The sequence below is a fragment of the Streptomyces sp. AM 4-1-1 genome, assembly GCF_029167625.1.
Classification (GTDB): Bacteria; Actinomycetota; Actinomycetes; order Streptomycetales; family Streptomycetaceae; genus Streptomyces.
On sequence record NZ_CP119145.1, the window covers coordinates 3,968,702 to 3,985,623 of the forward strand.

General features: G+C 72.3%; 13 protein-coding genes. 11 read left to right on the plus strand and 2 right to left on the minus strand.

Features of this window, described 5'->3' with window-relative positions; genetic code table 11:
• Positions 1 to 119: 119 nt before the first annotated feature.
• The 11 genes from PZB75_RS17050 to PZB75_RS17100 all read left to right on the plus strand — a co-directional run bounded on the left by PZB75_RS17050 (position 120) and on the right by PZB75_RS17100 (position 14,202).
• Entirely contained in the window at positions 120 to 1,796 is a 1,677-nt protein-coding gene (locus PZB75_RS17050) for a class I adenylate-forming enzyme family protein (protein WP_275536162.1), read from the plus strand.
• A complete protein-coding gene (locus PZB75_RS17055; RefSeq protein ID WP_275536163.1) occupies positions 1,793 to 2,428 on the plus strand; it encodes a DsbA family protein in 636 nt (211 codons plus the stop codon). Before PZB75_RS17050 ends, PZB75_RS17055 begins: the two co-directional genes overlap by 4 nt.
• A 125-nt stretch (positions 2,429 to 2,553) precedes the next feature.
• The gene (locus tag PZB75_RS17060; RefSeq protein WP_275536164.1) at positions 2,554 to 5,403 is read left to right on the plus strand and encodes an ATP-grasp domain-containing protein; all 2,850 of its coding nucleotides are present in this window, start codon (positions 2,554 to 2,556) and stop codon (positions 5,401 to 5,403) included.
• Positions 5,400 to 6,647, plus strand: coding sequence for an MFS transporter (locus PZB75_RS17065; RefSeq protein ID WP_275536165.1), 1,248 nt, complete (start codon positions 5,400 to 5,402; stop codon positions 6,645 to 6,647). Before PZB75_RS17060 ends, PZB75_RS17065 begins: the two co-directional genes overlap by 4 nt.
• On the plus strand, positions 6,644 to 7,846 hold the full coding sequence (locus PZB75_RS17070; protein WP_275536166.1) for an ATP-grasp domain-containing protein: 1,203 nt from the start codon (positions 6,644 to 6,646) through the stop codon (positions 7,844 to 7,846). The genes PZB75_RS17065 and PZB75_RS17070 overlap by 4 nt, the downstream gene beginning before the upstream one ends.
• Positions 7,847 to 7,859: 13 nt before the next feature.
• On the plus strand, positions 7,860 to 8,813 hold the full coding sequence (locus PZB75_RS17075) for a cysteine synthase family protein (RefSeq protein WP_275536167.1): 954 nt from the start codon (positions 7,860 to 7,862) through the stop codon (positions 8,811 to 8,813).
• On the plus strand, positions 8,810 to 9,421 hold the full coding sequence (epsC, locus tag PZB75_RS17080; RefSeq protein ID WP_275536168.1) for a serine O-acetyltransferase EpsC: 612 nt from the start codon (positions 8,810 to 8,812) through the stop codon (positions 9,419 to 9,421). Before PZB75_RS17075 ends, epsC begins: the two co-directional genes overlap by 4 nt.
• Complete coding sequence (locus PZB75_RS17085) at positions 9,418 to 10,716, plus strand: ATP-grasp domain-containing protein (protein ID WP_275536169.1); 1,299 nt, start codon at positions 9,418 to 9,420, stop codon at positions 10,714 to 10,716. The genes epsC and PZB75_RS17085 overlap by 4 nt, the downstream gene beginning before the upstream one ends.
• The gene (locus PZB75_RS17090) at positions 10,713 to 12,083 is read left to right on the plus strand and encodes an ATP-grasp domain-containing protein (RefSeq protein WP_275536170.1); all 1,371 of its coding nucleotides are present in this window, start codon (positions 10,713 to 10,715) and stop codon (positions 12,081 to 12,083) included. Before PZB75_RS17085 ends, PZB75_RS17090 begins: the two co-directional genes overlap by 4 nt.
• A complete protein-coding gene (locus tag PZB75_RS17095; RefSeq protein ID WP_275536171.1) occupies positions 12,080 to 13,360 on the plus strand; it encodes an MFS transporter in 1,281 nt (426 codons plus the stop codon). Before PZB75_RS17090 ends, PZB75_RS17095 begins: the two co-directional genes overlap by 4 nt.
• A gap of 164 nt (positions 13,361 to 13,524) precedes the next feature.
• Positions 13,525 to 14,202, plus strand: coding sequence for a DNA methyltransferase (locus tag PZB75_RS17100; RefSeq protein WP_275536172.1), 678 nt, complete (start codon positions 13,525 to 13,527; stop codon positions 14,200 to 14,202).
• 161 nt (positions 14,203 to 14,363) lie between these two features.
• Here the strand turns inward: PZB75_RS17100 and PZB75_RS17105 are convergent, their stop codons facing one another.
• Complete coding sequence (locus PZB75_RS17105; RefSeq protein WP_343286244.1) at positions 14,364 to 15,437, minus strand: histidinol-phosphate transaminase; 1,074 nt, start codon at positions 15,435 to 15,437, stop codon at positions 14,364 to 14,366.
• 146 nt (positions 15,438 to 15,583) lie between these two features.
• Positions 15,584 to 16,366: a LuxR family transcriptional regulator gene (locus tag PZB75_RS17110; RefSeq protein WP_275536173.1), complete on the minus strand. Its 783-nt coding sequence runs from the start codon at positions 16,364 to 16,366 to the stop codon at positions 15,584 to 15,586.
• Positions 16,367 to 16,922: the final 556 nt, after the last annotated feature.

Here is a 16,922-nt window from a genome sequence, read left to right on the forward strand (position 1 = left end):
TCCGCGCCCGGCGCTCAGTTCGCGGCCGGCGCTCCGTCCGGGCCGACCCCCTGCCAAGAACCAACGCTCCACCGACCCACCGCGGTACTCCCTCACGCGTCACTCCGGAAGGTGCATCCATGTCCACGTTCGCCCCCACTGTCCTGACGCCGCAGCAGCGGACCGATCTCGCCGCCGACACCACCGTGGGCGGCGGCAACCTGCTCCGCTCCGCGATCGCCGCCAACCCGCGGCCCGACGAGCGGTTCATCCACTCCTCCCAGCCCATCGCCACCGCCTCCGGCGAACTGCGGCAGGACTTCAGCCTGGTGGAGTTCGACGCGCTCGCACAGGCGTGGTCGGCGTGGTACCTCGCACAGGGCGTGCAGACCCGCGACCGGGTCGCGGTCTGGATCGAGGACTCGATCGCGTACTCCCTGCACTTCTACGCGCTCGCCCAGATCGGCGCCGTCGCCGTACTGATCAACTCCAACGCGCCGCAGGCCATCGCCGTGTCCCTGCTGCGGCAGACCACCCCGGTCGGCCTCTACGCCGACCAGGCGCGGCTGGACATCCTGGGCGACACCGCCGAGCTGAGCCCGAACTGGGTCCAGTCCCTCGAAGAGCTGCCCGCGCCGCCCGCGGCCACGCTCCCCGAGTCCTCGTACTGGAACCACCACGACGACGACCCGGTCGTGATCCTGCACTCCTCCGGCACCACCGGCCGTCCCAAGCCGACCCTCCACACCCACAAGTCGATCATCTCGGGGCCGAAGTTCCGGCTGGTCGACCACACCGAGCAGCCCGGCGCGCTGATGATGACCGCGCTGCCCCAGTCGCACCTGGGCTGCGTCGCGTACACCGTGTACGCGATGCTCGGCGGCACCCCGTTCGTCGCCCTGAGCGACAGCAGCGGGTCCTCCCTGGCCGCGGCCGTGCAGAAGCACCGGCCGACCGCGGTGATGTCCTTCGCGCGCGGCTACGCCGAACTCGCCAACCTCGACCTGCCCGTCGGCTCGCTCGACTCCGTCCAGGTGTGGACCTCCATCGGTGACGCCGTCCACCAGGCGCACATCACCAAGGTCCTCTCGCTGCGCAGCGAGCACCTGGAGCCGTCCGCCTTCTTCGACCGGCTGGGCACCACCGAGCTGGGCTGGGGCGTGCTGCTCAAGGTCCGCACGCTGAAGACCGAGCGCAACGACCGCTGCGCGGGCCAGGCCGTCGGGGTCGCCGAGGTCGCCATCCTGCGCCCGGACGGCAGCCACGCCGACGACAACGAGGTCGGCTTCCTCGCCGCCAAGGGCCCGGCCGTCACGCCCGGGTACTGGGCGGACTCCGACACCACCTACCGCTGCAAGCTGGCCGGTTACTGGCTGCCCGGCGACATGGCGTACCGGGACGAGACCGGCGACCACTTCCTGGTCGACCGGGTCGTGGACGCCATCAGGACCGACAAGGGCACCGGCTACTCGGTGTTCATGGAGGAGATCATGCTCAACGACGTGCCCGGCATCGGCGACGTCGCGGTGGTGGCCGGGCGCCGCAACGGGTCCGTGCTGCCGGTCGCGGTGGTCACCGTCCCGGACGGCGTCGGCGACCCGGCGAAGCTGCTGCTGCTCGCCAACGAGGCGCTGGAGGCGGCCGGCCACCCGCAGCTCGCCGTGCTGGAGATCGCCCGGACCGAGGCGGACTTCCCCGGCGGTGTAACAGGCAAGGTACTCAAGCGCGAACTGCGTGAAAAATATGCAGACTTGGTTACCCACGTCCAGGAGGCCGACGACCGGTTCCTGGCTGCCACCGCGGAGGTCGGAGCATGAGCACCACCAGCACGACGAACGGACCCACCGGACGCGCCCGGGTCGACTTCTACTTCGACCCGGCCTGCCCGTTCGCCTGGATCACCTCACGCTGGATTCTGGAGGTCCAGCAGCACCGCGAACTCGACCTGCGCTTCCGCCTCATGAGCCTGTACGTGCTCAACGAGAACCGGGAGCTGCCGGACTGGTACCGCACCCTGGTCGACAACTCGCTGGCGCTGAACCGGATCTGCGCCGCCGCCGCGCAGCGGCACGGCGAGGAGGTCCTGGGCGGCCTCTACACCGAACTCGGCACCCGAATCCACAACGGCGGCAACAAGGACTACCTCGCCGTCGCCGCCGAGGCGCTCGACGCGGTGGGCCTGCCCGCCGAACTCCTCGACGCAGCGGACTCGGAGGAGTACGACGAGCAGCTGCGCCGCAGCCACCACGAGGGCATGGACCCGGTCGGTGAGGACGTGGGCACACCCACCATCCACATCGACGGGGTCGCCTTCTTCGGGCCCGTCCTCAACTCGATCCCCCGGGGCGAGGAGGCCGCGCGCGTTTTCGACGGCGCCCGCGCGCTCGCCAACTACCCGGACTTCTTCGAGCTGAAGAGGACCCGGACCGGGAAGCTCAACTTCGACTGATCCGGGCGAGGCGCCCGCTCCCGGCTGTGGAAGCGGCCGGGAGCGGGCGCCGTGCCACAGCCGCACCGTCCACGGGCGCCGGCCGGACGGCCGGACCAGCGAACCGACGAGGGACCAAGGAAGACATGAACACAACGCCTCCCGCCGCGGCGGCCGGAAGCTCCCCGGAACGACCCGACGCCTTCGTGCTCACCGGCTCGTTCCTCGTGGTGTGCCGGGCGCCCCAGTACCTCGCCGAGCTGTCCCGACGAGGTCTGAAGATCCTGCTCATCACACCGTCCGCGTGGCGCGACGAGGCACACATCGCGATGAAGGACCTGTCCCATCCGGCCTCCGCCATCCACGAAGTGGCCTTCGTGGACGGTGATGTCACGCGCGAGAACTCCTATCTGCCGGGCGTCATATCGGCGGCCACCCGCTGGCGCCAGGAGTACCACCTCGTCGGCGCGTACGCCGTGGGCGAGACCCAGGTCGAGCCGACCGGACTGCTCGCCGACGCGCTCGACCTGCCGGGACCCGGGCTGCGCGCCACCCGGGCGTGCCGCAGCAAGCAGCTCCAGCGCTGGTACCTCCCCGAGTTCGGCCCGGTCTCGACGGTCGTCGCGGGCGACGGGCGAGACGCCATCGACATGGACTCCCTGACCTACCCGGCCGTCGTCAAGCCCACCGGCCGGCACTCCAGTTCGGGCGTGGCGACCGTCGAGGGGCCCCACGCGCTGCGGGCCCGGCTCGCCACGTACCCGCCGTACGAGACCGTGCTGATCGAGGAGAAGATCACCGGTCAGGAGTACTCGGTGGAGAGCCTGGTCCAGGGGGGCCGCACCGTCTTCGCCTCGGCCACCCGCAAGGACACCACGGACTCGCACGCGAACACCTTCGTCGAGCTGGCCCACACCGTGCCCAACGACCGTCCGGACGCCGACGCGACGCTCCTCGACGCGAACGCGCGGATGCTGGACGCCCTGGGCTTCCGGGACGGCATCGCGCACGCCGAGTGGCGCATCGACGCGAGCGGTCGCGCCTACCTCATGGAGGTCGCCGCCCGCACGCCCGGCGACGGCCTGTGCGTCCTCTACGAACTGGCCACCGGCGTCCCGCTGGAACCCGAGATCATCAAGATCGCGCTGGGTGAGCCCGCCGCCTACCCGGCCCCGACCCGGATGACCCGCCAGGTCTACCCCGAGCACATACCCGGCGTCCTCCGGGACGTCACCCTGGACGGCTTCGACACCGAGCCCGCCTGGGTGGGCGACGGCGGACTGTGGCCGCGCGTCGAACCGGGCGCCCCCGACGACGGACCCACCCTGCGCGCCGTCCTCGTGCACAAGGACCGGGGCGCCGAACTGGGGCCGCTGCACAGCTCCGAGGACCGTGCCGTCTCCTTCTTCATCGACGCGCCGACCGTCGGGGAACTCGACGCGCTGGAGCGCCGGGTGCGCGACGCGCTGACCATCACCACCGTGCCCTCGGTACCGGACACGGTCACCCACGTCCTGGTCGGCCACAGCCCGGTGATGCTCGGCAAGCTCGACGGACAGCTGCCCCCGGACTCGGTGCTCGTCCTGGAGGAACCGGCCGTGATCGCCGCCCGGAACCTCCAGGGCCTCGCCGACCGGTACGCCTGCGTCGGCGCGCTGCTGCCCGCGCCGAGCCAGGACGAGGAGCACCCCGAGCGGATGGCGGAGAGCGTTCCGCGCCCGCCCGGGGTGCGCGTCGTCGTGCCCGTCGTCGAGTACGCGGTGGTGGTCGCCGCGGCCCTCGCCGAGGCGTGGGGACTGCCCGGGGCCGGACCGACGGCCGCCCGGACACTGCGCGACAAGGGCGTGCTGCGCGCCGCGCTGGCGGGCACCGAGATCGCCCAGCCCGCCTGGCGGATCGCCGGGAGCGCCGAGGACGTCGCCGGGTTCCGGGCCGCCCAGGGCGGGCGGTGCGTGCTGAAGCCGGCCAACCGGCAGGCCAGCCTGGGTGTCCAACTGCTCGGCCCGGACGACGACGTGGCCGAGGCGTGGGCGCACACCACCACCGCCGACGAACCCTCGCTGCGCGCCCCGAAGCCGCCGGGCACCGACCGCTACCTGGTGGAGCAACTGCTGACCGGTCCCGAGGTGAGCGTCGAGGCCGTGGTGCACAAGGGCGTCGTCGGCTTCACCAACATCACGGCCAAGAGCGTCCAGGACTCCCGCCACCCGGTCGAGACCGGCCACACCGTGCCCGCCGACCTGCCGGAGGGGACCGCGGACGCGCTGCGCGCGGCACTGGCCGCACTGGCCGAGGCCGTGGACTTCCGTTCCGGGGTGCTGCACTCCGAGTGGATTCTGCACGACGGCCGACCGCATCTGGTCGAGTGCGCGGGCCGCCTCCCGGGCGGCGGCATCACCGCGCTGATCGACCTCGCGTACGACACCGACATCCTGGACAACCTGCTGCACGTCCTGGAGGGCGAGGGAGCGGTCGAGGCGCTGCCCGTGCGGCAGGGCGCGGCGGTACGGTTCCTGGCGGCGGCCCCCGGCGAGGTCCGGGAGGTCACGGGCACGGCGGAGGCCCACGCGGCCGACGGGGTGCACATGGTCCACCTCGCGGTCGAGCCGGGTGCGACCGTGCTGCCGACCACCAGTTCCTGGGAGCGGGCCGGGTTCGTCATCGCCACGGGCGCGGACGGCGCGACAGCCGGAGAGAACGCGGAGCGGGCGGCCGGACTGATCACCGTACGGACCGGGTCGGCGGGCGCCGCGTCCGAGTCCGTGCGGACCGGGCCGGAGCGCGCGGCCGTCGCGTCCGAGTCCGTGCGGGGGAGGACCGGGCCCGAGCCGGAGGCCGGGCAGGTCTCCGTACCGACCGGAGCCGAGCCGGAGGCCGGGCAGGTCTCCGTACCGACCGGACCCACGGGCGCCGGAGCGGTCCCGGCCGGGGGCGGCTCCGGGGGCGGTGTGCCCGTCCCCGGCGGGGCTCGTGCGCGGGACGGGGTGGCCCGATGAGACGGATGTCCTGGCGGGACTACCTGCCCACCACCCCGGCGGGCCGCACCTTCGCGTCGATCTCCCTGATCAACGCGGTCGGGACCGGTCTCTTCCTCGCCGCCTCCGCGGTGTTCTTCGTCCGCTCGGTCGGCCTCACCCCCGCCCAGGTGGGTGCCGGGCTGGCCGTCTCGGGCATCGTCGGCTTCCTGACGACGGTGCCGATCGGGGCGGCGGCCGACCGCTTCGGCGCCCGCCGCACCCTGATCGTGCTCCAGCTCTGGCGGGCCTGCGGCTTCGCCGCGCTGTGTCTGGTGCACGGTCCGGTCGGCTTCACGGTCGTCTCGTCCTGTCTGGCAGCGGCGGAGGCCGCCACCCAGCCGATGACGCAGGCGGTGGCCTCCGCGACCGTGGCGGGAACCGACCGCACCCGCACCATGGCGATCATCCGTACCGTCCGCAACGCGGGCTTCTCGCTGGGCGCGCTGCTCGCGGCGCCGCTGCTGGCCGCCGACAGCCTCTGGGCGTACCGGGGCATCGTCCTCGGCACGGCCGCCGCCTTCGTCGTCTCCGCCCTGATGCTCACCCGGCTGCGGATCGACGGGGCCGACGCGGTCCAGCGCAAGGTCGGACCGCTGACGGCGCTCAGGGACTTCCGCGACTGGCGGTACCTGCTGCTGACCGGGCTCAACGGCGTGCTCAACCTGCACGTGACGATCCTGGCCGTGGGCATCCCGCTGTGGGTGATCGGGTCCACCTCGATGCCCGCCGGGCTGCTGCCCGTCCTGGTGCTGATCAACACCCTGATGTCGATCGTGCTCCAGGTCCCCGTCTCCCGGGCGGCCGAGCGCGCGGGCGGCGCGGTCCGCGCGCTGCGCCTGGGCGGCCTCGCGATGGTCCTGTGCTGCGTCGCGCTCGCGGCGGCGGCCGGTCCCGGTTCCCCGTGGGCCGCCGCCGCGGTCCTGGTCGTCGCCTGTGTGCTGCTGACGTTCGGTGAGATGTGGCAGGCCACCGGCGGCTGGGAGCTCTCGTACGACTTCGCCCCCGAGGACCGCAAGGGCGTCTACCTCTCGGTCTTCAGCCTGGGCGGCACCGGCCAGCGCATCGTGGGCCCCGCCCTCGTCACCTCCGTGGTGATCGCCGCGGGACCGGCCGGCTGGCTCGGCCTCGCGGTCGTGTTCGGCGTGGCCGCCGTGCTGGTCACCCCCGTGACCCGGCTGCTGCGGGTCACCGCCCCCGTACCCGTGGAAGGGCTCAGCCGATGAACGACCCCAGGGAGCTGCTGCTCGTCGGCATCGGCACGATGGGCCGCCCCTACCTCGACGCCGCCGCCCGGCTCGGCCTGCGGGTGCGGGCCGTCGAGTCGGCCGCCGTCTGGGAGAACCGCCCGGTCGATCTCGCCGAGCGCTTCTACCGGGTCGAGGGCGGCCAGGACGAGTCCTGGGCCCTCGGTGTCTCCAGGGCCGTCGCCGAGCGCGCGCCGGACGGCCTGGTCGCCTTCGCCGAACCCCATGTGCTCTCCGCCGCACTCGCGCAGGACCGGCTGGGCCTGCGCGGCCCTTCGCTCCACGCGGCGGTGATCTCCCGCAACAAGGCGTTGCAGCGCGCCACCTTCGCCGCGTACGGGGTGCCGCAGCCGGCGCATCTCCACGTCCCGTCCGTCGACCGGGCACGCGCCTGGATGCTGGAGCGGCTGCCCGTCGTCGTGAAACCGTTGACGCTGGCCGGGAGCGAGGGAGTGGAACTGGTCCGCACCCCGGCGGAGGTGGCCGATGTCGTGGCCCGCCGCTCGGGCGAGGGCGCGGTGCTCGTCGAGGAGGCCGTCGAGGGGCCCGAGTACAGCTGGGAGGCGCTGGTCGCCGACGGTGAGGTGCTCTTCGAGAACGTCACCGCCAAGGAGACCACCGCGCCGCCGTACTTCGTCGAGCTGTGCCACCGCGTCGGCCACGTCTTCGAGCAGCCGCTCGCGGACCGGGTGACGGCCCTGACGCGGTCGGTGCTCGACGCGATCGGGATGCGGACGGGCCTGGTCCACCTGGAGTTCAAGGTGGGGCCGCGGGGACCGGCGCTGATCGAGATCGCGGTGCGCACCCCCGGCGACTACCTGCCGGACGCGATCGGTCTGGCGTACGGCTTCGACCTGTACGAGGCGGTGATCCGGCTCTCCCTGGGGATGCCCCTGGACGGTCCGGTGACCGGCCGTCCGGTGTCCTGGGCGGCCACCGTCTTCCCGACGGCCGCGCCCGGCACGATCAGCGCCATCTCCGGGGTGCCGGAGGTCCTGGCCCATCCGGCGGTGGTACGGGTCCGGCTGCGCAAGGGGGTCGGGGACGCCGTGCGCCCGCTGTCCTCCTCGTCCCAGCGGATGGGGCACGTCCTGGTCAACGCCTCGTCGCCGGACGAGCGCGAGGACGCTCTGGAGCACGTACGCCACACCTTGTCGATCCACGCCGAGCAGAACTGACCCGGAGGTACCCGTGGCGAACCCACTCGCCGTCAGCGTCGCCGCCTCGTCCGAGGACCTGATCGGCGACACCCCGCTGCTGAGGCTCCGCCTCCACGGGCTGCCCGCCGACGCCCACGTACTGGCCAAGCTGGAGGCGGCCAACCCGCTGTCCAGCATCAAGGACCGGGCCGCGCTCTTCATGATGCGGGCCGCCGAGGAGTCCGGCGAACTGCTGCCCGGCGCGACCGTCATCGAGTCGACGTCGGGCAACACCGGGATCGCGCTCGCCTCGCTGGCCACCGTGCGCGGCCACCCGTGCCGGATCGTGCTGCCCGACAACGCCTCCCGCGAACGCGTCCTGACCCTGCGGATGCTGGGGGCCGACGTCGAGTTCACCGACCACACCCTGGGCTTCGCCGGGTGCGTGGAACGCGCCGAGGAACTGCACGCGCGGACACCGGGCTCCTGGTACGCGCGCCAGCACGAGAACCCCGCCAATGTGCGCGCCCACTACGAGTCCACCGGGCCGGAGATCTGGCGGGACACCGGGGGCCGGGTCGACCACCTGGTGTGCGCGGTGGGCACCGGCGGCACCCTCACCGGCATCGCCCGCTTCCTGCGCGAGCGGAACCCGGACCTCCACGTCGTCGCCGTCGAACCGGAGGGTTCCGCGCTGCTGTCCGGCGGCCCGCCGGGACCGCACCGCATCCCCGGCCTCAACGGCGGCTTCATCAGCCCGGTCACCGACGTCACCCTCATCGACGAGGTCGTCGCGGTCTCCGACGAGGACGCCGCCGCGGCCACCCGGGCCGTCGCCGCCACCAGCGGGCTGCTCGTCGGTGTCTCCTCCGGCGCCGCCGCGCACGCCTGTCTCGAACTGGCCCGCCGTCACGACCTGTCGGGTGCCACCGTCGTGACCGTCTTCCCCGACACGGGGGAGCGCTACCTCAGCTGGTGGCCCGCCGAAGCCGAGCCCGCCGGATGACAGGCGCGCTGAGAGGTACCCGAGGGCTGCGCCGCCGGGTACGGGAGACGCTGGACGTCGTCGTCGCCCGCGACCCCTCGGTCCGCTCCCGGAGCGAGGCGTGGCTGCACCCCACCCTGATGTCGCTGGCCGGTCACCGGACCGGCAACTACCTCTACCGGCACCGGCACTACCGCTCCGCGCGGCTGATCTGCATGATGACGAAGGCGCTCACGGGAGGGGTCGAGATCCACCCGGGCGCGCAGATCGGGCGGCGCCTCTTCATCGACCACGGCTGCGGCGTGGTGATCGGGGAGACCGCCGTCATCGGCGACGACGTCTCGCTGTTCCACCAGGTCACGATCGGCTCCACCGGCTGGTGGCAGGACCGTGAGCGTGACGGGGCGGGCGGCGGGAGGCGCCATCCCCGGCTCGGCAACGGCGTCACGGTGGGCACGGGAGCCACGCTGCTCGGCCCGATCACCATCGGCGACGACGCCCTGATCGGCGCGATGTCCCTCGTCCTGGACGACGTGCCCAAGGGCGCACACGTACGGGCGCCGGGGGACCGCGCCCGTACCGTCACGCACCCTCCGACACCCCCCTCCGAGAATGGAACGGACCGATGAACCCCGAGCGCGCACTGTTGCTCGTCGGTGCCACCGACGAGACCGTAGCCAAGGCCAAGGCGCTGGGCCTGCACGTCCTGCTGCTCCAGCACCCCAGCAAGATCACCCCGGAGCAGGAACGTCTCGCCGACCTCGTCCTGATCGTCGACTACACCCGGTGGGAGCTGGTGGAGCCGATCGCCCGCGAACTGCGGGAGGCGCCCGGGTTCAGCGCCGCGATATCGCTCACCGAGCCGGGACTCGAAGGCGCCGCCCGCGTCAACGACCTGTTCGGTCTCGGCGGCACCGGCCACGAAGTCGCCCTGAGGTTCCGGGACAAGGGCGTGATGCGCCGTCACTTCGCCGCCCTGGACCCGGAAGCGGTCAAGGCCGCGCCGCTGCGCGAGCGCGAGGACCTGGCGGCGTTCGGCGGCCGTCACGGCTACCCGTTCATCGTCAAGCCGACCGACGCCACCGCGAGCATCGGGGTGCGCCGGGTCGACGGTCCCTCCGACATCGATCAGGTGTGGGACGAGGTACGGCGGCTGACCGGCACCAGGACCGACCGGGTGTCGACGCTCTTCGTCCTCCGGGACTTCCTCATGGAGGAGTACCTGGACGGGCCGGAGTACAGCGTGGAGTCCTTCAGCTTCGCGGGCCGCCATGTCGTCGTGGCGATCACGGAGAAGTTCACCGACCCCGGCCACTGCGCCGAACTGGGTCACGCGCTGCCCGCCCGGCTGCCGTCGGACGTGGCGGAGGGGGTGCGTGACCGCGTGGTCCGCTTCCTCGACGTGATCGGATACCGGGACGGGGTCGCCCACACCGAGATCCGGATCGGCGGGAACGGTCCCCGGGTGATCGAGAGCCACAACCGGGTGGCGGGCGACGCCATCCCGGAGCTGGTCCTGAGCGCGTACGGCATCGATCTGATGACCCTCGCCCTCGGCCGGCCGTTCGGGCTGGTCGACGAACTTCCCGACCGCCCGGTGGCCGGTGGCGGGGCCAGTGTGCGCGTCCTGGTGGGGGAGCCGGGACGGGTGGAGTCGGTCGACGGCGTGGCGGAGGCCCGGCGCCAGGACGGGGTGATCGACGTGCGGATCAGCGCCCGGCCGGGGGACACCGTCCGGCGGGTCCGGGACAACTGGGACCGGCTCGGTCTCGTGGCGGTGGCAGGCCCCGACACGACGGCGGCGGTCCGGCGGGGCGCCGAGGTCGTCCGGGACACCATCAGGGTGCGGGTGGTCGCCGACGACGGCCGGACGGGCCTGGCCGAGGTGGCCCCGGTGACGGAGCGGGCGGTGGCGTCCGCGTGAGTGTCCTCATCCTCCACCGCAACCCGTTCCGCCCCTTCCCCTACCAGGAGTGGCTGACCGGCCGCACCGGTGACGTGGTCGTCCTCGCGGCCCGCGACAAGCTGGGGCTTCCCGGCGAGGAGGTGCCGGACGGCGGCGACCTCGGATTCACCCGCCTGGAGGTCTTCGACGACTTCGACGCCGAGGCGGTCGACACCCGGGCGCTGGAACTGGCCGAGGAGTTCCGCGTCACCCACGTCGTCGCCCACCACGAGGCGGACGTGGACCGCGCCGCCCGGCTGCGGGAACGCCTCGGCCTCGACGGGGCGTGGACCGAGGACGTCCGGCCGTTCCGGGACAAGCTCCTGATGAAGCGGCTCGCCCGGCAGGCCGGTATCGAGGTCGCCCCGCACGTCCTGGCGCACACCGCCGACGAGGCGCGCGAGTTCGCGGGGCGGTACGGACTCCCGCTGGTGTGCAAGGAGCGGGCCGGTTACAACTCCGTGGGACTGCGTATCCTGCGGGACGAGGACGAGCTGGAGAGCTGCCTCGCCGACGTCTTCCCGGGCCCGCCGCGTGACGACGTACTGCTGGAGGCGTTCGTACCGGGCCGGATGTGCCACGTCGACGGTCTGGTGGTCGACGGCAGGACCGTGGCGGCCTGGCCCTCCCAGTACCAGTACGACCTGTCGTCGTTCGCGGCCGATCCGGGACCGCGCGTCGATCTGACGCTGGACCCGGACGATCCGCTCACGCCCCGGCTGCTGGACCTGGTCGACCGGGTCCTCACGGCGCTGAGACCGGAGGGGACCCGGCTCCGGGACCACGCCTTCCACGCGGAGGTCTTCCACACCCCGGACGGGCGGCTCGTGCTGTGCGAGATCGCCTGCCGGTCGGGCGGCGCCAAGATCCGGGAGGTGTTCCGGACGATGTTCGGCATCCACCTCGCGCAGTACGTGACCCGCGCGGAGGCCGGCATGCCGCTTCCCGGGTTCGAGGACGGCGTCGGCGACGGGCCCCCGCCGCGGCCCCGGTGCATGTCGGGACAGGTGCTGACGATGAAGCGGCCGGGCCTGGTGCGCGCGCTGCCCGAGATCCCCGACGACCCCTGGGTGGAGGGCTTCTGGCTCTTCGCCGAACCCGGCCAGGTGATCGCACCCGCCTCCGGTTCCGCGGACTTCCTGACCGCGGCGGTGGCCTCGGCCCCCACCCGGGCGGAGTGCGAACGGAGGCTGCGCGGACTCGGCGCACGGGTGCAGGCCGGTACGGAGATCGTGCCGGTCGGCGCCGAGGACGAGGGCGGGCCGGCCGACGCCGGTGCCGACGGCCCGCGGGCCGGTGCCGCCGACGAGGCGCGGACCGCCACGGAGATCGCGGTGACCTCGTGAAGAAGCCGTCCAAACAGGTCAGGTACATGATCGGGATGGTGGTCGACGCCACCGGAAGCGGTATGTACCTCCCGCTCTCCCTGCTGTACTTCCACTACGTCACCGGGCTGCCGATCACCAAGGTCGGCGTCATCATGACCTCGGCCGCGGTGGTCGGCCTGGTGAGCAACCCGGTCGCGGGGGTGCTCATCGACCGGTTCGGCGCCCGCACCGTCGTCGTCGGGGGGTACGTCCTGCGCGCCGCGGGATTCTGCGCCTACCCGTTCGTGGACAACGGGGTGTTCATGTTCGCCGTGGTGCTGCCGGTCGCGCTGGGGGACATGTCCTTCCCGCCCGCCATCCAGTCCTTCGTGGCCGAGATCGCGCGCGGCACCGACCGGGACAAGCTGCTCGCCGCCCAGCGCAGTCTGCGCAACGCCGGCATGGGGGTGGGCGGACTGCTCGCGGGCGCGGCACTGGCGCTGGGCAGCGACTCCGCGTACCACCTGATCGTGATCTGCGTGGCCGTCGGATACCTGGTGGCCGCCGCGCTCATCCGGACGATCCCCACCGACCGGGCCGCCCCGCCGGTCGGCGGCAGACCGTCCCGCAAGGGCGGCTACCTCCTGGTGGCCCGCAACCGTCCGTTCATGGCGCTGTCCCTGCTGAACGTCCCCACGGCCTTCGGGTACATGGTGCTCTCGGTGAGCCTCCCGGTGTACCTCACACAGGAGTTGGGCGCGTCCAGCTCCATGGTGGGTGTCCTGTACGCGGTCAACACGGTGGGTATCGCGCTGCTCCAGATCCCGGTGACCCGGGTGCTCGGCGGATACCGGAGGACGAGGGCCATGGCGCTGGGCGCGGCGGTCTTCGCCGCGTCCTTCGTGTTCTTCGCGGTGCTGGGCACCTTCCCGAAGGGGACCGCGGTGATCGTCGGTGTCTTCGCCGCCACGATGGCGTTCACCGCCGGGGAACTGCTGCACGGCGCCACGGCGTCCGCGCTGGTCGCGCAGACGGCCCCGGAGGAGACCCGGGGCCGGCACCTGGCGATCTACCAGCTCTCCTGGGCGGTCCCGATCGCCTTGGCGCCCGCGGTGCTGACCGCCCTGCTGTCGGTCTCCGCGATCGGTATGTGGCTGCTCCTCGCGGTCGGCGTGGCCGGTGCCGCGCTGGGCGTGCTCCGGCTGGAGCGGCGGCTCCCGGAGGCGGCGGTGCATCCGCGGCCGAGTGTGCGCCCGGCCGATGAGCAGCCGGCCGGGGAGCAGTCGGCCGGGGAGCAGCGCCCGGTGGGGACCTGACAGCGGGGCCGGGAACTCCGGAGGAGGGTTGACGAAGGGGCTTCGCGCCCCGGCGTGCGGACGGCCGGTTCCGTGGAACGGGCCGTCATGAGATGTGTCCAGCTCGAAGGCCGCCCGGCATCGCGTCGACGGCGGCGAGAACGCGGAGAGGTTGCGTGATCCCGATGGGGGTTTCCAGTTGGTTGGTGCTGGGTGGCGAGGACCCGGAGTACGCCCTTGCCGATGCGGCCGGGCAGAGTGGTCTGGTCAGTCAGTTGCGGCCGTTGATCGCCGAGCTGAGCAGCCCCGGTGACCTGGTGTTCGACCCGTTCGCCGGGTGGGGGACGACGCTGGTGGCGTGTGCGGCCGAGGGGCGGCGGGGGGTCGGACTGGAGATCAACGAGTCCCGTGCGGAGGAGGCCCGGCGGCGCGTGGCGGTCTATCCCGAGCAGCGGATGCTCTGCGGGGACGCCCGCAAGCCGCCGCTGGACCCGGACTCGGTGGACCTGGTGCTGTGTGATCTCCCCTATTTCGGCACGGATCTGGACGTCGAGGCCGAGGGCACGGGCCAGATGTACGCGCTGCGCGACTACGACGACTACCTGACGGCGCTCGACGAGGTGTTCGGAGCCGTCGCCGACGTGATGCGACCGGGCGCGTACGCCGTGATCGCCGTGCAGAACCGTCGGACAGGGGGTTCGTTCGTGCCGCTCGCCTGGGACGCCTCCCGTGTGCTCGGCCGTCATCTGACACTGGGCGACGAGCGCGTCCACCTCTACGACCGGCCGGTGGGCGGCGACGATCCGATGCTGTCGAACCGCTCGCACGAGTACCTGTTGACGGCGGTGAAGCCCACCGCTTGACGGGCGCCGTCGCCGGAACCGGCCGGGCCCGTAGGCCGGGCCGGCTCCGGCGGGTCCGCCGGGCCTGCGTCCGGCCGGCCTACCCGCGTCCGCCGCCTCCGCCGTGGTGGAAGCGGCGGACGTGCCTGACGGACTCGACGGGTCGGCCCGGCCGGCGGTGTTCAGGCGGAGCCGGGGCCGGCGAAGCGCGCGGCGACACGTACCACGATGTCGTTGGCCTCCGGTTCGCCGATGGTGACCCGGGCGCCTTCTCCGGGGAACGCCCGGACCCGTACGCCCGCGTTCTCGCAGGCGGCCGCGAAGTCCTCGGTGGCCGTGCCCAGCGGCAGCCACACGAAGTTGGCCTGCGAGGGCGGGAAGTCGAGCCCGGCCTCGCGCAGTGCGTCCTGCACCCGGTCCCGTTCCTTGACCAACTCCTCCACTCGCTCCAGGAGTTCGGACTCGGCCGCCAGTGACGCCACGGCCGCGCTCTGTGCCATGGCGCTGACGCCGAACGGAACGGCCGACCTTCGGACACCGGCCGCCACCGGTTCGTGGCAGACCGCGAAGCCGACCCGCAGCCCCGCCAGTCCGTACGCCTTGGAGAAGGTGCGCAACACGATCACCCGCGGCCGGTCACGGTAGAGCGCGATGCCGTCCGGAACGGCCCGCGCGTCACGCACGAACTCCCGGTACGCCTCGTCGAGGACGACCAGCACATGGGCCGGGAGCCGGTCCAGGAAGCGTTCCAGCTCCGCCTGATCGACGACGGTCCCGGTGGGGTTGTTGGGGGTGCAGACGAACAGGAGCCTGGTCCGGTCGGTCACCGCACGGGCCATGGCGTCCAGGTCGTGACTGTGGTCCGCCCTCAGCGGCACTTCCACGGCGGTGCCGCCGTAGAGGTCCGTGAGGTGCGGATACGCCTCGAACGAGGGCCAGGCGTACACCACTTCGCCGCCCTCCTGCCCCAGCACGGAGTGCAGGAGATGCGCGGTGACGCCCACCGAGCCGGCGCCGACGGCGAGATGCGCGGCGGGGACCGAGAGGTGCGCGGAGAGCGCTTCGGTCAGCTCGGTGACGGACCGGTCGGGGTAGCGGTTGATCCGGCCGCCTTCGTCCCGGAGCAGTTCCCGGACCGAGGGCAGGGGCGGATGGGGGTTCTCGTTGGCAGCAAGGGAAAAGGGCGGCACGCGGCACCTTCCGACACCGGGGGCACGCCACCGGAAACCGGTCGACGCGCGCTTCGGCGCAAGCATGGGGATGGGTAATGCGCGCCTGCATCCGAGGAGTTGACTGCTCGGGGGCGTCGCTGCGACAACCCTACGAGGTGCGTCGGCGCCTCGCAAGATCCCGCCGTCAACTGTCCGCGACCACCCGGAAGCCGTGTGCCGGCGGCGGAGGGTCAGGGCTGGCGGGGAGGGCCGGGCGGCTTCCCGGTCGCCTCGCCCCGCCCCATCAGATAGCCGAGTTGCAGCCGGTGCTGCGCGGCGTACTCGTCCTTGAGCCGCGCGATGTGCGACTGGAGCGAACGCAGGCTGAGCCCGAGCCGGCGGGCGATCTCCCGGTCGGAACGTCCCTCGATCAGTAATTTGCGGATCGTGTCCCGCATGTCGGGGATCACTTCCGCGGCCGCGTCGGCCGCCCGTACCGGCAGGAAGGGGTAGGGCTCGGCCCGGTCCCAGGCCCGCTCGAACATGTCCGTCAGGAACTTCACCACGGCGGGCTCGGTGACGAGCACCATGACGGTGCGCTCGGCATTGGCCGGAATGAACGCGGTGTGCCGGTCGACGATGATCAGCCGGTCGAAGAACTCCGCGAGGGTACGGACCTGGGCGCCGTATCCCGCGACCGTCCGCACGTAATCCTTGGTCGGCTCGTCGAACCGGGTGCTGTGCTGGTAGAGGGTGCGCATGAACACGCCCGCGTCGATCTGCGCGCGCACCCCGGCCAGCGCCTTGTCCAGCACGGCACCGGGGCGCGGCCCGTCGGGCTGGGCCGTCAGGATCTCCTTCCGCGCCCCGTCCACCACGCGCTGGATGGCCTCGGCGATCTCCGGGAGCCCCTTGACGTAGACGAAACCGATTCCGGAGGACGCCCCGTGCGGCGTGCCGGGACCGTCGGTCCCGGGCCGGGGCGCGGTCTGGACGGCGAGAGTCCGGGACAGCTCGGTGAGCGTCTCCGCCATCCGGAGCATGGTCTCCCCGGGGCTCACCGCGATGTCGCCGAGCCCTCCGCCGACCGGATGCTTAGAACGGTTCGGGGTGTCGGGCGCGGCACCGCGCGCCGATCTTGTGTGACTCTTTGTTCCCATTTGAATCCCCCGTTTCGTGGCATTGCACTGACCCGAAGTATCCGTGATCATCCGCGAATGCTCCAGGGGTGACAGGGTCAACAGCGGGATCGTACGGGCGTGTTGGTGTGGCTGGAAAGAGCCTTGTCCTGAGGAGTGTCGTTTCCAGGCTCATTCCTTTCCATCGTCGACCGGTCTCGACGCGTCCGCTGAGCGGTATCAAGAATTCCACTTCCGGTCATTCGCGCCGCTTCTCCCTTTCGCTCATAGGAGTGGGCTGCCGGGTGCGTGGAACGGGATGAAAATCTATGCTTTGGGGGGATTTTATGTACGTGCAATCGATCCGTACGCGTCTGGTCACCGATGTACTCGGTGTCGCTCTCCTTCTCGCCCTCGGTGGCTCGATCGCGCTGTCGGGCGGGGCTGATGATATTGGCTGGAATTCGCTTCA

Bases quoted from the DNA above. Each gene is read 5' to 3' on its own strand.
- PZB75_RS17050 (WP_275536162.1), top strand. From the start codon at position 120: ATGTCCACGTTCGCCCCCACTGTCCTGACGCCGCAGCAGCGGACCGAT.
- PZB75_RS17055 (WP_275536163.1), top strand. From the start codon at position 1,793: ATGAGCACCACCAGCACGACGAACGGACCCACCGGACGCGCCCGGGTC.
- PZB75_RS17060 (WP_275536164.1), top strand. From the start codon at position 2,554: ATGAACACAACGCCTCCCGCCGCGGCGGCCGGAAGCTCCCCGGAACGA.
- PZB75_RS17065 (WP_275536165.1), top strand. From the start codon at position 5,400: ATGAGACGGATGTCCTGGCGGGACTACCTGCCCACCACCCCGGCGGGC.
- PZB75_RS17070 (WP_275536166.1), top strand. From the start codon at position 6,644: ATGAACGACCCCAGGGAGCTGCTGCTCGTCGGCATCGGCACGATGGGC.
- epsC (WP_275536168.1), top strand. From the start codon at position 8,810: ATGACAGGCGCGCTGAGAGGTACCCGAGGGCTGCGCCGCCGGGTACGG.
- PZB75_RS17085 (WP_275536169.1), top strand. From the start codon at position 9,418: ATGAACCCCGAGCGCGCACTGTTGCTCGTCGGTGCCACCGACGAGACC.
- PZB75_RS17100 (WP_275536172.1), top strand. From the start codon at position 13,525: ATGGGGGTTTCCAGTTGGTTGGTGCTGGGTGGCGAGGACCCGGAGTAC.
- PZB75_RS17105 (WP_343286244.1), bottom strand. From the start codon at position 15,437: ATGCTTGCGCCGAAGCGCGCGTCGACCGGTTTCCGGTGGCGTGCCCCC.
- PZB75_RS17110 (WP_275536173.1), bottom strand. From the start codon at position 16,366: ATGGCGGAGACGCTCACCGAGCTGTCCCGGACTCTCGCCGTCCAGACC.